Annotated in this window: 14 protein-coding genes, 3 tRNA genes and 1 other annotated feature; of the genes, 15 read left to right on the top strand and 2 right to left on the bottom strand. The window is 49.8% G+C overall.

Annotation, left to right across the window (positions count from 1 at the left end; genetic code table 11):
• Positions 1 to 85: 85 nt before the first annotated feature.
• The 15 genes from BQ7367_RS12825 (at position 86) to BQ7367_RS12755 (ending at position 14258) form a co-directional block, all read left to right on the top strand.
• Positions 86 to 796, top strand: a complete 711-nt coding sequence (locus tag BQ7367_RS12825) for a TIGR01906 family membrane protein (protein WP_072525798.1) — start codon at positions 86 to 88, stop codon at positions 794 to 796.
• 133 nt (positions 797 to 929) lie between these two features.
• On the top strand, positions 930 to 4685 hold the full coding sequence (locus BQ7367_RS12820; RefSeq protein WP_072525797.1) for a phosphoribosylformylglycinamidine synthase: 3756 nt from the start codon (positions 930 to 932) through the stop codon (positions 4683 to 4685).
• An 80-nt stretch (positions 4686 to 4765) separates the two neighbouring features.
• Positions 4766 to 4838, top strand: a tRNA-Val gene (locus BQ7367_RS12815).
• Between the two features lie 15 nt (positions 4839 to 4853).
• Positions 4854 to 4927 (top strand) — tRNA-Met (locus BQ7367_RS12810).
• 92 nt (positions 4928 to 5019) lie between these two features.
• Positions 5020 to 5442 (top strand): hypothetical protein, encoded by a 423-nt coding sequence (locus BQ7367_RS12805; RefSeq protein WP_072525796.1) that lies wholly within the window; start codon positions 5020 to 5022, stop codon positions 5440 to 5442.
• 2 nt (positions 5443 to 5444) lie between these two features.
• Entirely contained in the window at positions 5445 to 5999 is a 555-nt protein-coding gene (ispF, locus tag BQ7367_RS12800; RefSeq protein ID WP_072525795.1) for a 2-C-methyl-D-erythritol 2,4-cyclodiphosphate synthase, read from the top strand.
• Between the two features lies 1 nt (position 6000).
• Positions 6001 to 7176, top strand: coding sequence for a GNAT family N-acetyltransferase (locus BQ7367_RS12795; RefSeq protein ID WP_072525794.1), 1176 nt, complete (start codon positions 6001 to 6003; stop codon positions 7174 to 7176).
• A 52-nt stretch (positions 7177 to 7228) separates the two neighbouring features.
• Positions 7229 to 7453 (top strand) — a binding site (T-box leader).
• A 49-nt stretch (positions 7454 to 7502) separates the two neighbouring features.
• Positions 7503 to 8189 carry a serine O-acetyltransferase EpsC gene (epsC, locus tag BQ7367_RS12790; RefSeq protein WP_072525793.1) on the top strand — a complete coding sequence of 229 codons (687 nt, stop codon included), beginning with the start codon at positions 7503 to 7505 and terminating at the stop codon, positions 8187 to 8189.
• Entirely contained in the window at positions 8176 to 9582 is a 1407-nt protein-coding gene (gene cysS / locus BQ7367_RS12785; protein ID WP_072525792.1) for a cysteine--tRNA ligase, read from the top strand. Before epsC ends, cysS begins: the two co-directional genes overlap by 14 nt.
• The gene (locus BQ7367_RS12780; protein WP_072525791.1) at positions 9567 to 10046 is read left to right on the top strand and encodes a Mini-ribonuclease 3; all 480 of its coding nucleotides are present in this window, start codon (positions 9567 to 9569) and stop codon (positions 10044 to 10046) included. The genes cysS and BQ7367_RS12780 overlap by 16 nt, the downstream gene beginning before the upstream one ends.
• Complete coding sequence (rlmB, locus tag BQ7367_RS12775; RefSeq protein ID WP_072525790.1) at positions 10033 to 10797, top strand: 23S rRNA (guanosine(2251)-2'-O)-methyltransferase RlmB; 765 nt, start codon at positions 10033 to 10035, stop codon at positions 10795 to 10797. The genes BQ7367_RS12780 and rlmB overlap by 14 nt, the downstream gene beginning before the upstream one ends.
• Entirely contained in the window at positions 10784 to 11404 is a 621-nt protein-coding gene (locus BQ7367_RS12770; RefSeq protein ID WP_072525789.1) for a sigma-70 family RNA polymerase sigma factor, read from the top strand. The genes rlmB and BQ7367_RS12770 overlap by 14 nt, the downstream gene beginning before the upstream one ends.
• A gap of 52 nt (positions 11405 to 11456) precedes the next feature.
• Positions 11457 to 12311 carry a CPBP family intramembrane glutamic endopeptidase gene (locus BQ7367_RS12765; RefSeq protein WP_072525788.1) on the top strand — a complete coding sequence of 285 codons (855 nt, stop codon included), beginning with the start codon at positions 11457 to 11459 and terminating at the stop codon, positions 12309 to 12311.
• 4 nt (positions 12312 to 12315) lie between these two features.
• A complete protein-coding gene (gene dtd, locus BQ7367_RS12760; RefSeq protein WP_072525787.1) occupies positions 12316 to 12762 on the top strand; it encodes a D-aminoacyl-tRNA deacylase in 447 nt (148 codons plus the stop codon).
• A 29-nt stretch (positions 12763 to 12791) separates the two neighbouring features.
• Positions 12792 to 14258, top strand: coding sequence for a sodium-dependent transporter (locus BQ7367_RS12755; protein WP_072525786.1), 1467 nt, complete (start codon positions 12792 to 12794; stop codon positions 14256 to 14258).
• 1 nt (position 14259) lies between these two features.
• Here the strand turns inward: BQ7367_RS12755 and BQ7367_RS12750 are convergent, their stop codons facing one another.
• Complete coding sequence (locus BQ7367_RS12750) at positions 14260 to 14607, bottom strand: hypothetical protein (protein WP_072525785.1); 348 nt, start codon at positions 14605 to 14607, stop codon at positions 14260 to 14262.
• Positions 14608 to 14745: 138 nt separating this feature from the next.
• Positions 14746 to 14818 (bottom strand) — tRNA-Thr (locus BQ7367_RS12745).
• Between the last annotated feature and the right edge of the window lie 193 nt (positions 14819 to 15011).

The following is a 15011-nucleotide window of genomic DNA, read 5'->3' as shown; positions in this document are numbered from 1 at the left end:
GGTTGTATTATAAGATATAGAAAAAGAAATTACAATAGAATCCTCTGACAACAGCATTTATTAATACAGAAAGGAATCAACAGTCATGAAGAAATTACAATGGGCGGCAGGGATCCTCCTGGCATTTTCTGTTATAGCGGCGGCGCTGATCACCAGTTTTGAGATCGCCATGTACGCGGATTTCAGCGTATATGAAAAAGAGTATGAGAAGTATGATGTTTTATCGGATCTGGACATGACAATGGAAGACACGATGTATGTGACCAGAGAAATGATGGCTTACCTCAGAGGAGACAGAGACACGCTGTCAGTGGTGACGACAGTGGAAGGAGTGGAACAGGATTTCTTCAATGAACAGGACCGCTTTCACATGGGTGAGGTAAGGGATCTTTTTATCGGAGGACTCAATATCCGTCTGCACGCGTGCATTGTGGCAGCCGCGTGCCTGGTCTTTCTTCTGGGGGAAAAGGCGGACATCCGACGAATCATTCCCCGGACGTACCAGATTGCTTTCGGTCTGACCGTGGCGGCGGCAGCGGCGCTGGGGATTGCGTCGGTCATTGATTTTAACGCGGTGTTTGTGCAGTTCCATCACATATTTTTTGACAATGATCTGTGGATCTTTGACCCCGCGACCGACTATATGATACGGATGCTGCCGGAAGGACTGTTTTATGATATGGTTATGAGGATCGGCGGCCTGTTTGTGGGCATGCTTCTTGTACTTCTGGTACTGAGCCTGGTCCCGGGATTTCTGTCAAAAAAGAAAGCGCAAAAGGCAGAAAAAATAGATTAGTATTACTTATTATAAAGTTTAATTATATTAATTATACTAATGAGGCGAATTATGGTAGTATACAGACAGAGAGCTATGGCAGGAAAAGCGCACAGCTGCACGAAAATAGATTCAGGTGAAAAGGAGACTTCATATGAGTAATGTAAAGCGTGTATTTGTGGAGAAGAAACCAGAGTTTGCCGTTACGGCAAAAGGTCTGCGGCACGAGATCCGGCATTATCTCGGCGTCAGGAATGTAACGGGGGTACGGGTCCTGATCCGGTACGATGTGGAGAACGTGTCAGATGAGACATTCGAGAAGGCATGCAGGGGCGTGTTCGCAGAACCTCCGGTAGACATCCTTTACAGAGAGACATTCCGGATGGATGAGAAGGATCGTATTTTCTCGGTGGAGTATCTTCCGGGACAGTTTGATCAGAGAGCGGACTCAGCGGAACAGTGTATCCGGTTTATAAAGGAAGACGAAGAACCGGTGATCCGGACAGCCATCACATATGTGATAGAAGGAGATATTACCGACGAAGAATTCGCTGCGGTCAGGAGTCACTGTATCAATCCTGTGGATTCCAGAGAAGCATCTGAGGAAAAGCCGGATACCCTTGTGACAGTGTTTGAGGAGCCAAAGGACATCTCTGTATTCGAAGGATTTAAGGATATGCCGGAAAAGGAGCTCAGAGCGCTGTATGATTCTCTTGGCCTGGCAATGACATTCCGGGATTTCCTGCACATCCAGAACTATTACAGCGGGGAAGAACACCGGGATCCTACCATGACAGAGATCCGGGTTCTGGACACCTACTGGTCAGATCACTGCCGCCATACAACATTTTCTACGGAACTGAAGGAGATTGTCTTTGATGAAGGGGATTACAGAAAGCCTATCGAAGACACTTACAGGGAATATTTAAAGGATCACAGCGAAATTTTCCGCGGAAGGGAAGATAAGTTTGTCTGCCTGATGGATCTTGCTCTTATGGCCATGCGCAGGCTGAAAAAAGAAGGAAAGCTTCAGGACCAGGAAGAGTCTGATGAGATCAATGCCTGCAGTATTGTTGTGCCTGTGAAAGTGGACGGTGTGGAAGAAGAGTGGCTGATCAATTTTAAGAACGAGACACACAATCATCCGACAGAGATCGAGCCTTTCGGAGGAGCTGCGACCTGTCTTGGAGGGGCGATCCGGGATCCTTTGTCAGGACGTACGTATGTGTATCAGGCAATGCGCGTGACAGGGGCCGCGGATCCGACGGTGTCTGTAAAGGATACACTGAAAGGAAAACTGCCTCAGAAAAAGCTTGTCCGGGAGGCAGCCCATGGATATAGTTCCTATGGAAACCAGATTGGTCTGGCGACCGGTCTTGTGAAAGAAATCTATCATCCTGACTATGTGGCCAAGCGTATGGAGATCGGCGCGGTGCTGGGTGCAGCTCCAAGGCGCGCCGTGATCAGGGAAACCTCAGATCCTGGTGATATTATTATCCTTCTGGGAGGACGCACCGGGCGGGATGGCTGCGGCGGAGCGACCGGTTCCTCCAAGGTGCATACAGAAGAGTCCATCGAGACATGCGGCGCAGAAGTGCAGAAAGGGAATCCTCCGACGGAGCGGAAGATCCAGAGATTGTTCCGCAGGGAGGAAGTAAGCTGTCTGATCAAGAAGTGTAACGACTTCGGTGCCGGCGGAGTATCTGTGGCCATCGGAGAGCTGGCGGACGGGCTGCGTGTAGAGCTTGACAAAGTTCCGAAGAAGTATGCCGGCCTTGACGGAACCGAGATTGCCATCTCCGAGTCGCAGGAGAGGATGGCTGTTGTTGTGGATCCAAAAGATGTAGAGAAGTTCATGGCTTATGCAAAGGAAGAAAATCTGGAGGCTACAGAGGTTGCCGTAGTGACGGAAGAGCCCAGGCTGGTGCTGATCTGGAGAGGAAAAGAGATCGTCAATATCTCCCGCGCGTTTCTGGATACAAACGGCGCGCACCAGGAGACAGGTGTGGAAGTAGAGATACCGGACAGAAAAGGCTGTCTTTTCAATAAAAAGGAAGTAGGCGATGTCAGAAAGGCATGGCTGGATACCCTGAGCGACTTGAATGTCTGCTCCCAGAAGGGGCTGGTGGAGATGTTCGACGGGTCCATTGGCGCAGGGTCTGTCTTTATGCCCCATGGTGGAAAATATCAGCTGACCGAGACGCAGGCCATGGTGGCAAAGGTTCCGGTCCAGAATGGAAAAACAGACAGTGTGTCTATGATGAGCTATGGGTTCGATCCCTATCTTTCAAGCTGGAGTCCGTATCACGGGGCCGTCTACGCAGTTCTGGAGTCTGTGGCGAAGATTGTGGCGGCAGGCGGCGATCACACAAAGATCCGTTTTACATTCCAGGAATATTTCCGCCGGATGACAGAGGATCCGAAGAGATGGAGCCAGCCGTTCTCCGCGCTCCTGGGAGCTTATGCGGCTCAGATCGGTCTGGGGCTGCCGTCTATCGGAGGAAAGGACAGTATGTCCGGGACCTTCCAGGATATTGATGTACCGCCGACTCTTGTCTCTTTTGCAGTAGATATGGCAGTAGAGAAGGACATTATTACACCAGAGCTTAAAAAAGCGGGAAATAAGCTGGTGTGGCTCAGAACAGAGAAGGACGCGTATGATCTTCCGGTATATGAGCGGGCCCTGGATCAGTATCGTAAATTTACTCAGGATATACGGGCGGGAAGAATTGTTTCTGCTTACGCTCTTGACCGTCATGGAGTGATCGCGGCTGCAAGCCGGATGGCCTTTGGGAATCATATGGGTCTTAAGATCGAGCATAACATGGATGCGAGGGAACTTTTTGCGCCGGCTTTCGGTGATATTATAGCGGAAGTGGCAGACGGGCAGGCAGGAAACTTGGGTATAAACTACACGGTCATCGGAGAAGTAACAGATACCGGGAAGTTTGAGTATGGAAATGTGGAGATCGGCCTGGACGAGGCTCTGGACGCCTGGACGTCAACGCTGGAAAAAGTTTTTGCCACAAAATCTGAGGAGAGCTCGGATAAAGCTGTGGAGGAGCGGTTATACCGTACATCGGATATCCATATCTGCAGCCACAGGATCGGACAGCCTACGGTATTTATTCCGGTCTTCCCGGGAACAAACTGTGAATATGACAGTGCCAGGGCATTTGAGCGCGCGGGGGCAAAAGTCATTACAAAAGTCTTCCGCAATCTTGATGCAGAGGATATCCGGTCGTCTGTGGCGGAGTTTGAGAAAGCCATCGGACAGGCTCAGATGATTATGTTCCCCGGCGGGTTCAGCGCGGGGGATGAGCCGGATGGATCGGCCAAGTTTTTCGCTACCGCGTTCCAGAACGCAAAGATGAAAGAAGCGGTAGAAAAACTCCTGAATGAGCGGGACGGTCTGGCTCTCGGCATCTGTAACGGTTTCCAGGCGCTGATCAAGCTGGGGCTGGTACCCTATGGAAAGATCACCGGGCAGACCGAGGATTCGCCTACTCTGACATACAATACGATCGGACGTCATATTTCCAAGATGGTATACACCAAAGTTGTGACGAATAAATCTCCATGGCTTCAGGAGGCAGAACTGGGCGGAGTGTATACGAATCCCGCGTCTCACGGAGAAGGACGGTTCGTGGCGGACAAAGAATGGATCGGGCGTTTGTTTGAGGCCGGACAGGTGGCAACTCAGTACTGTGATCCGGAGGGGAATGTCAGCATGGACGAAGAGTGGAATATCAACGGTTCTTACAGCGCTATAGAAGGAATTACAAGCCCAGATGGGCGGGTTCTTGGAAAGATGGCTCATTCAGAGCGCCGTGGTGATTCTGTCGCGGTGAATATCTACGGAGAACAGGATATGAAGATTTTCGAGTCGGGTGTAAAATATTTCAAATAAAAAGTGTTGACATTTGCCGGAAGTTGATAGTATAATAGCAAAGCGGGTTGCGGACAGACTTCTGTAACCCGCAATCATATGGGGTCTTAGCTCAGCTGGGAGAGCATCTGCCTTACAAGCAGAGGGTCATAGGTTCGAGCCCTATAGGCCCCATGTACAACACAATATGGCGGAATAGCTCAGTTGGCTAGAGCACACGGTTCATACCCGTGGTGTCGCTGGTTCAAATCCAGTTTCCGCTATTACATCAAGCTCCGCTTTAGCGGGGCTTTTTGTTTAAACTGATGATAAAACAAATGAGGCGGGATATAATGAAGGACAGGAGGATAAATAAATGAACAGACAGGCAGGAAGTATGTTCCGGATTATTGTCGGAGGATATCTGGTATATCTCGGGATAAATCTGATATCGGCAGTGGTGAAGGAGAAGCCGGAGAACATGGTGTTGATGATCATATTCGGCGCGGCATTTATCGTGTTCGGAGGAGGGTATGCGCTGTTCAGTCTGAAGCGGATGTTCGACGAGTCAAAACGGGAGCGGGAAGCAGCGGCCGAAGAGGAAGAAGCTGCTGAGGAAGAGACAGAAGATCCGGCAGAGGAGACACAGTCCGGCCCCAAAAGTCTGACGGAAAGAGCGAGAATGCTGGCAGGGTCTTCCGAGGAAGAAGAGGAAGAAGCCGGGGAGACAGTGGATGAAGAGCCGGCTTTGGAAGAATCACCGGAAGAAGAAATTGAAAATGATTATGAGGAGAAATAAGCATGCGTGCAGGTATGGGATATGACGTTCACAGATTAGTTGAAGGACGTCAGCTTATTGTAGGCGGGGTCGAGATCCCTTTCGAAAAAGGGCTTCTGGGACACTCTGACGCGGATGTGCTCATTCACGCGGTCATGGATGCCCTCCTGGGAGCAGCGGCCCTGGGCGATATCGGGAAACATTTTCCGGATACAGATCCGCAGTACAAAGGGATTTCAAGTGTTCGTCTTCTGGAACATGTGGGGCATCTTCTGGATGAGAAGGGGTATGTGATCGAGAACATTGACGCGACAATCATTGCCCAGCGCCCGAAGATGAGGCCGTACATTGACCGAATGAGGGAAAACATCGCGCGGGCGCTCTGTATTGACGAGGAGCAGGTGAATGTAAAGGCGACGACAGAAGAAGGGCTTGGTTTTACCGGAACAGAGGAAGGAATCTCCTCTCAGGCGATCTGCATGATCGAAAAGTACAGAAACTACAGCAGCACGGATATGACGCCGGGCGCGGCAGGCTGTGCCGGCTGCTGCGGGCATGTCACAGAAGAAGGTGAGTAACATGGTAGTCCGCAGACTGGATAAGAGCGAGCACATGGCAACCCGGTCGTTGTGGGAAGAGGTGTTCTCTGAAGATACAAAGGCATTTCTGGACTACTATTACTATATCAAGACCCGGGAGAATCAGATCTATGTGGTGGAGGAAGACGGAAGGCTCTGTTCTATGCTGCAGCTGAACCCGTACCGTGTCAGGATTGGGGAAAAGGAGTTTCCGTCGGATTATATTATTGCGGTTGCCACAAGAAAGCCCTATCGGTCCAGAGGCTTTATGGGTGCTCTGCTTCGGACTTCTCTGGAAAATATGTACGAGAGAAGGCTTCCGTTTACTTTTTTGATGCCGGCAGCGGAGGCTATCTACAGACCTTATGACTTCCGGTACATTTACAGTCAGGATACAGGGGAAATCCCAAGGAGACAGGCCTCTCAGGGACGGATATCTGAAGAAACCTCTCCCGGAATTTGCCATAATGTGGTTGAGTCTGATGCCAGACTGTGGGAGGCCGAAGAGCTGTCAGAGTTTTTCAGGGAGCATTTTGCGCCCAGTTGGCAGGTATGCACTGTGCGGGATGCAGATTATTATCAGACGATGATCCTGGAACAGTCCAGCCAGAAGGGAGGAGTGCGCCTGCTCAGAGAAGACGGGAGGCTGCGGGGAGTTTATGCCTATGCGGCGGAGAGCGGACTTGAGATCCGGGAGCCTCTCTATCTGGAAGGTTTCGGAAAAGAGTTCTGCCGGTCAGTACGTGAACTGGCCGGGACACTGGCACCGGACAGTCAGGAAGCGATTCCGGTCTATGCGTGTCCTTTAGAATTCGCAGCGAAAAAGAAACCTTTGATCATGGCAAGGATCGTGTATCTGCCGGCGCTGCTGGAGGCAATGGAGACGAAGGAAAGCGATACAGTGGAGTGCTCTTTTGCGGTGATCGATCCTGTACTTCGGAAGAACAGCCGCGTCTGGAAAGTGACAAGCCGCCCGGGCGAGTCCCAGGTCCATATCTGCGAGACAGAGGATTCGGAGGGCGTCATTCCGATCGCCGATCTGACAGAGGTTTTATTTGGGCGGGCAGGCCTGCCAGATATCAGAGAACGTGACGGAGTGATCCTGTCAGATCATCTGGAGCGGGAACTGGATAAGATCATCAAGCTGGACCATGTATGGCTGAATGAAGTGGTCTAGGTTGACAAATTGAGAAAAGTTGCATAATATAAGGTATATGCTGGAAATTGAATAAAAGGCAGAGAACGGGAAGAGTAACTGATCCGGAAGCTCTCAGAGAAGGGATGCCATCGGCTGTGAGCACCCTGAGCGGAGGATCTGTGAAGTGCGTCCGGGAGCTGATCCTGTGAACAGGAGGAGAAGTAGCAGGATCCGTTTTGCATACGTTACAGGCAGCTGAGTGAAAGAAGCAATTCTTTTAATAGAGTGGAACCGCGGAAAGAACTTCGTCTCTGTGAGAGGCGGAGCTTTTTATTTGTGAGAACTGTTTTTGAAGGAGTCCAGGAATGGGTATCATATCTTATGTAAAAGAAGAGATCCAGGTGATACGGGAGAGGGATCCTGCGATCAAGTCCAATATGGAAGTATTCCTTTACCCCAGTTTCCGGGTGATTTTACGGTACCGGCTGGCACATAAGCTGTATTTGAAGAAACATTATTTCCTGGCCAGGTGGATATCCCAGAGGGGAGCCAGGAAGACGGGGATCGAGATCCATCCCGGGGCAACGATCGGAAAGGGACTGTTTATCGACCATGGCAGCGGTGTGATCATCGGGGAGACGACGATTATCGGAAATAATGTGACACTGTACCAGGGGGTGACTCTGGGCGGCACCGGAAAGGAGCAGGGAAAGCGCCATCCCACCCTGGAGGATAATGTGATGGTCAGCGTGGGGGCAAAGATCCTCGGTTCGTTTACCATAGGAGAAAACTCTAAGATCGGGGCAGGTTCTGTCGTGCTGGAAGAAGTGCCCCCCAATTGTACTGTGGTCGGTGTCCCGGGACGTATCGTGCGAATGGACAATAAGAAAGTGCCACGTATGGATATGGATCAGGTGCATCTGCCGGATCCGGTGCTCGAAGATATCCGGAAACTCCAGGAGGAAAATATCCGACTTCACGGAGAGCTGCGAAAGCTTGTGAGGGAGATGAGAAAAGCAGAAAAGAGAGGAGATTATGATGAAGATCTATAATACCATGTCAAAGAAAAAAGAGGAATTTATTCCTTTGGAAGAAGGCAAAGTAAAGATGTATGTGTGCGGCCCCACCGTATATAATTTCATCCATATCGGAAACGCCCGGCCCATGATCGTGTTTGATACAGTGAGACGTTATTTTGAGTACAGGGGCTATGAAGTAAATTTTGTATCAAACTTTACGGATGTAGATGACAAGATCATTAAGAAAGCCATTGAAGAAGGCGTGACAGCCGATGAGATATCCAAGCGATATATCGCCGAGTGCAGGAAGGACATGGAGGCAATGAACATCAAGCCGGCCACAAAGAATCCTCTTGCGACAGAGGAAATCTGTGGAATGGTGGATATGATCCAGAAACTGATCGATAAAGGGTATGCGTATGAGAAGAACGGGACTGTGTATTATCGTACGAGAAAGTTTAAAGAATATGGAAAGCTTTCCCACAAGAACCTGGATGATCTTCAGTCCGGCGGCAGGACTCTTCTTGTGACCGGAGAAGACGAGAAAGAAGATCCGCTGGATTTTGTCCTCTGGAAGCCAAAAAAGGAAGGGGAACCGGCCTGGAAATCTCCGTGGAGTGAAGGACGTCCGGGATGGCATATTGAATGCTCGGAAATGTCAAAGAAGTACCTGGGAGAACAGATCGATATCCATGCAGGAGGAGAAGACCTGATCTTCCCTCACCATGAAAATGAGATCGCCCAGAGTGAGGCGGCAAACGGCAAAGAGTTCGCGAAATACTGGATGCACAATGGTTTCCTGAATATCGATAACCGAAAGATGTCAAAATCTCTCGGCAATTTCTTTACTGTCCGGGAGATCAGCGAAAAATATGATCTTCAGGTCCTGCGGTTCTTCATGCTAAGCGCACACTACAGAAGTCCTCTGAATTTCAGCGCGGAGCTGATGGAAGCAGCAGCAAGCGGTCTGGAGAGGATCGTGACCGCGGCGGACAATCTGAAGTTCCTCTCAGGAAACGCGAGCGTCCGGGAAATGGCAGACGAAGAGCGTGCGCTGTATGGGAAGACAGACGAGTATGTGGCAGGATTTGAGACAGCCATGGACGATGATTTCAATACAGCAGATGCCATCGCGGCAGTATTTGAGCTTGTGAAATATATCAATACCACAGCTGACGGAACAAGATCAAAGGAGTATCTGGAAAGCCTTCTTGAGAGGCTGAGATCTCTGACCGACGTACTCGGCATTATTGTTGACAGGAAAGAAGAGATGCTGGATGCGGATATTGAGGCCATGATCGAGAAGAGGCAGGCAGCGAGAAAAGAGAAGAATTTCGCGCTGGCTGACCAGATCAGAGACGAACTTCTGGCGAAGGGCATCATCCTTGAAGATACACGAGAAGGAGTAAAATGGAAAAAGGCATAGAGTTTGGATTTGAGTACTATATGAGACAGATGCCGGAGATGGAACCGGTGGATCCAAAGACAAGTTCCCCACTTGTGCTGGCCTATATCGGCGACTGTGTGTTTGATCTGATCATTAAGATGATCGCGGCCGGAAAAGGGAACCGACAGGTCCATAAACTCCACGAGGAGACAAGCCGCTATGTGCAGGCTTCCGCCCAGTCGTTTATGATGCGGACGATGCAGCAGCATTTGACGGAGGAAGAGCACGCGGTCTATCGCCGGGGAAGAAATTCCAGAACCGTGTCTCCGGCAAAAAACCAGTCTGTCACAGATTACAGGAGAGCGACAGGATTTGAAGCCCTGATCGGTTATCTGTATCTGAGCGGTGAATATGCAAGGCTGATCGAACTGGTAGAGATCGGTCTGGACAGCATGAGACAAAAGCAGGGAAGCATAACAGGAGGGGAAGATGCAGGAAAATAACAGAGAAGACACTCGGATGATCGAAGGACGCAATGCGGTGCTGGAGGCCTTTCGATCCGGACGGACCATCGACAGACTGCTTGTGTTGGACGGATGTAAGGACGGCCCTGTTCTTACAATCATCCGTGAGGCAAAGAAACACGGATGTATTCTGGATTTTGTCGGGAAGGAAAGACTGTCGCGGCTGAGTGAGACAGGGAAACATCAGGGGGTGATCGCTTTTGCCGCGGCTTATGCGTACGCGGAAGTAGAGGATATGTTAAAGGCGGCAGAAGACAGAGGGGAAGATCCTTTTCTGATCCTTCTGGACGGGATTGAAGATCCCCACAATCTTGGGGCGCTGATCCGGACAGCCAATGTGGCGGGAGCTCATGGGGTTATTATACCCAAGAGGAGAGCTGTCGGCCTGACGGCTACAGTGGCCAGGACATCGGCGGGAGCGCTCAACTATACACCGGTGGCCAGAGTGACCAATCTTGTCAGGACAATGGAAGAGCTGAAGCAGAAAGGAATATGGTTTGTCTGCGCCGACATGGATGGAGAGCCGATGTACAACCTGAACCTGACCGGCCCTGTAGGGCTTGTGGTCGGGAGTGAAGGAGAAGGTGTGAGCAGACTTGTCAGGGAAAAATGTGATTTCGTAGCCGGAATTCCTATGAATGGGGAGATTACATCTCTTAATGCTTCTGTGGCAGGGGGGATTCTGGCGTATGAGATTGTAAGGCAGAGGATACAGAATGGGAAAGTATGACAAGCTGACAGATGAGCAGCTCATGGAACAGATGAAGGCCGGAGATCAGGATATCATGGATTATATCATGGACAAGTATAAGTCTATGGTCCGGAAGAAAGCAAGGGCTATGTACCTGCTGGGAGGAGAGAATGAGGATCTGATCCAGGAGGGGATGATCGGACTGATCAAGGCGGTCCGGGATTATGACAGGGCCCATGGGGCGTCTTTCTCAAGTTTTGCGGAGCTCTGTGTTTCCCGTCAGATGTACAGCGCTATTGAAGCTTCCAGACGAAAAAAGCATCTTCCGCTCAATTCCTACATCTCCTTATATGAGGAGAGCGAGGTACAGCATGACGGGAAAAAGATGCCTCTGATCGATACCATCGAGGCAGAGCAGGAGACAGATCCGGAAGCGCTGTATTTCGGCAGGGAATATACCGAGGCGTTTATAGAACAGCTGAAAGAGAATCTTAGTCCAATGGAAAACCATGTGCTGTATCTGCACCTGATGGGGACGGACTACAGGAAGATCGCGGAGCTGCTGGGCAAAAGTCCCAAATCCATCGATAATGCCATTCAGAGGATCCGGGGAAAAGCGGAGAAAATGCTGGACCGGGCAGAATGATACAAAGGAATCCGTCTATAGATGCGAAAAGCTTCAGATAAGGAGAAAAATCATGAAAAAAGCTAGGAATTACGGGATCGCGGCAGTCGTTTTTATACTGATGATCGTGCTGCTTAACGGAAGCGCTGTCGTCCTGTCCGCGGGGATTGGGATTGTAGGCGCCGTACTCGGGGGCTATGAAGGAATCAATCTGGTATATGATTTTATGATGAATAATATGAACCTGTTAACAGGACTGGCCTATATAATACCAGGGACTGTCTTCTTTCTCTGGTATTATTTCGCTTTTGTGGAAAAGCAGGGAATTTCGGTGTTTTTACGAAGCCATACCAGGAGACTCACCCCTGCGTCTTTCGGGTGGCAGATCCTGCTGGTGTTTTCTGTTCAGCACGCGACAACCCTTGTCATGCGGGCTATTGCGGCCATCGCTCCTCCGGCGATTGATAACTATTCGCAGATGATCGAATCATCAGGTGTGTCCCAGTATTCCCTGATGTGGGCCATTTCTACACTGATCCTTCCTCCTCTGGTGGAAGAGATTGTATTCCGGGGACTGATCCTGAAATATCTGGAAAGGGCAGGAGCGTGTTTTATCGTGGCAAATCTGATCCAGGCCCTCCTGTTCGGGATCTTTCACATGAATATTGTTCAGGGGATCTATACCTGTTTGCTTGGATTCCTTCTGGGATATATGGCGTACAGATATGACAGCATCCTGGCGCCGATGATCACCCATGCCTTGTTTAATCTGTTCGGGACGCTTATCGTTGATCTGGAAAACCGGTTCCTTCCCGACTTTGCCATCGGGCTTCTTGTCCTGATCAGCGTCCCGCTTCTGGTGGGGACGCTCCTGATGATCCATTTCAGGATCGGAGAAAGAAAAAGGGAGAAAAGGCAGGTGCAGTAGAAGTATGAGATTTGTGATCCAGAGAGTGAAAGAGGCGGCAGTACGCGTGGAAGACAACGTGATCGGCAGGATCGGGAAAGGATATCTTGTGCTGATCGGAGTATCAGACAGCGATACAGAGGCGGTGGCGGACAAGATGGTCAGAAAAATGATCGGTCTGAGGATTTTTGAAGACAGTCAGGGAAAAACAAATCTGTCTCTGGCAGATGTGGAGGGAAGTCTGCTGCTGGTATCTCAGTTTACCCTTTACGCAAATTGTAAAAAGGGGAACCGGCCAAGTTTTATCGAGGCAGGAGATCCGGACAGAGCCAATGCTTTGTATGAATATATCATCAGAGAATGTAAAAAGCTGGGTCCAAAAGTGCAGACAGGGAAGTTTGGCGCGGAGATGGAAGTCAGCCTGGTCAATGACGGTCCGTTTACTTTGGTACTGGATTCGGATAAGTTGTAGATAAACTGATAAGAAAGAGGAATTTGTTTATGAAAAGAGAAAAATTCGGCTCTCGCCTTGGATTTATACTTGTGTCCGCGGGATGTGCCATCGGACTGGGAAATGTATGGAAATTCCCCTATATGGCCGGGCAGTATGGAGGCGCTGCTTTCATATTGATTTATCTTCTGTTTCTGGTCATTCTGGGGATGCCTATCATTGTCTGTGAGTTCAGCGTCGGGCGCGCCAGTCAGAAAAGTATTGCCACATCCTATAATGTGCTGGAGCCAGAAGGCTCCCGATGGCATTATACCCGCTGGTTTGCCATCGCCGGCAATTACCTGCTGGTCATGTTCTACTCTATGGTGGGCGGATGGATGCTCTATTACTGTTTCCGTATGGCCAGTGGAGAATTCACCGGGATCACGACAGAAATGGTGGCAGAGAAGTATGATTCCATGCTTCTGTCTCCCGGCACTCTTACTTTCTGGACCGTGCTGGTCATCCTTCTGTCTTTCGGTATCTGCAGCATCGGTCTTCAAAAAGGAGTGGAGAAGATCATGAAGGTGACCATGCTCTGTCTGCTTGCCATCATGGTCGTTCTTGCCGTTCGCTCCGTAACACTGCCGGGAGCCGCCGAGGGGCTGGAATTCTATCTGATACCGGATTTTTCCCGGGTTATGGAGAACGGATTGGGGAATGTAGTATTCGGCGCCATGAGCCAGGCGTTTTTTACTCTGAGCATCGGGATGGGCGGCATGGCGATCTTCGGAAGCTATCTGGACCGTTCCCGTTCCCTCATGGGAGAATCCTTGAGTATCGTTCTTCTTGATACTTTCGTGGCACTGACGGCAGGGCTGATCGTGTTCCCCGCATGTTTCGCGTTTAATGTTGAGCCCGGAGCAGGGCCGGGACTTGTATTTATCACACTTCCGAATATCTTTACTCAGATGGCGGGCGGCCGGTTCTGGGGAGCGCTGTTCTTCCTGTTCCTCTTTTTTGCCGCATTGTCTACGATCGTCGGAGTATTTGAAAATATTGTTTCCTTCGGGATGGATCTGTTCGGCTTCAGCAGGAAAAAATCTGTAGGGATTAATATCGTGCTCATCATTATGCTGAGCATTCCCTGTATTCTGGGATTCAATGTCCTGTCCGGGATAGAGCCTCTGGGCGCGGGATCCAATATCATGGATCTGGAGGATTTCCTTGTGTCCAACAATATCCTTCCCCTGGGATCGGTGATCTATCTGCTGTTTTGTACCCATAAAAACGGCTGGGGATGGGATAACTTTATCCGGGAGGCAAATGCGGGAAACGGTCTGAAATTCCCGCAGTTTATCCGCGGGTATATGACATATGTCCTGCCCTGGGTGGTGGTCATCATCTATCTGAAAGGATATTATGATAAATTCAGCACCCAGAGCACTTCCGTATTTGCCGTATGGTCGGTGATCGCTCTTTCCTTCCTGCTTATGATCATCATGGTAAGCCGGAAAGGGAAAAAGCAGAGAAACTAATTCAGATAAACTCTGCTTTCCCACGCTCAAAGTATTTCCCGACATCCGCAAGAAGGCGGGCAAAATAGAGGCAGAGCATGGGATCCGCGTCGGGATGCTCTTTCCGCAGGTCGTAGTCCTGCACGCCGATAAACATTGTGTGCGATGCTTTCCAGTCTCTTTCGAGTACCGGGAAGAGATCGGAAATATCATCGCACCCTGCATAGAAAAATATTTCGATATTATTCTTCATGGTATCAAAATATCGGTAAAAATACGGCAGTTCCCCATGTTCCATGCCCCGGATAAAATCTGTCAGACGGTCCAGTCCTGCCCTCATGTCCTCAAGTTCCTCTCTTCCTATCCTCATAGTCCCTTCCTCCTGCCCGGACCGAAAACACCACTTTTGTCTGTACAGTATAACATAACGCCCGGAGGAAATCGGGAAATGCCAGAAATCATTGCTTTTATATAAAAAAGGATCCTGATCTCTCAGAATCCTTCATTAAGCTGTCTAGGGGACTTGAACCCCCGACCTCCGCCTTACCAAGGCGACGCGCTACCGACTGCGCCAAGACAGCATACTGCATATCTGTTCATTGTGCTACAGACACCTGTTTTATACACAAGACTTAATATACACCAGACAGCATCATATTGTCAAGAGAAAACTGTCTTTCATTCAGACTGCCGTCTGGAGTTGAAAAGTTAAAGGTACTGCTCTTGTGGCGGACTCTATTTTATGATAAGATAATCTTCACGAATGTTTTGCGC

Source organism: Clostridium sp. Marseille-P3244, assembly GCF_900120155.1.
GTDB lineage: Bacteria > Bacillota > Clostridia > Lachnospirales > Lachnospiraceae > Mediterraneibacter.
Note: the sequence above shows the minus strand (reverse complement) of the source record. Positions and strands in the feature narration are given on the sequence as shown.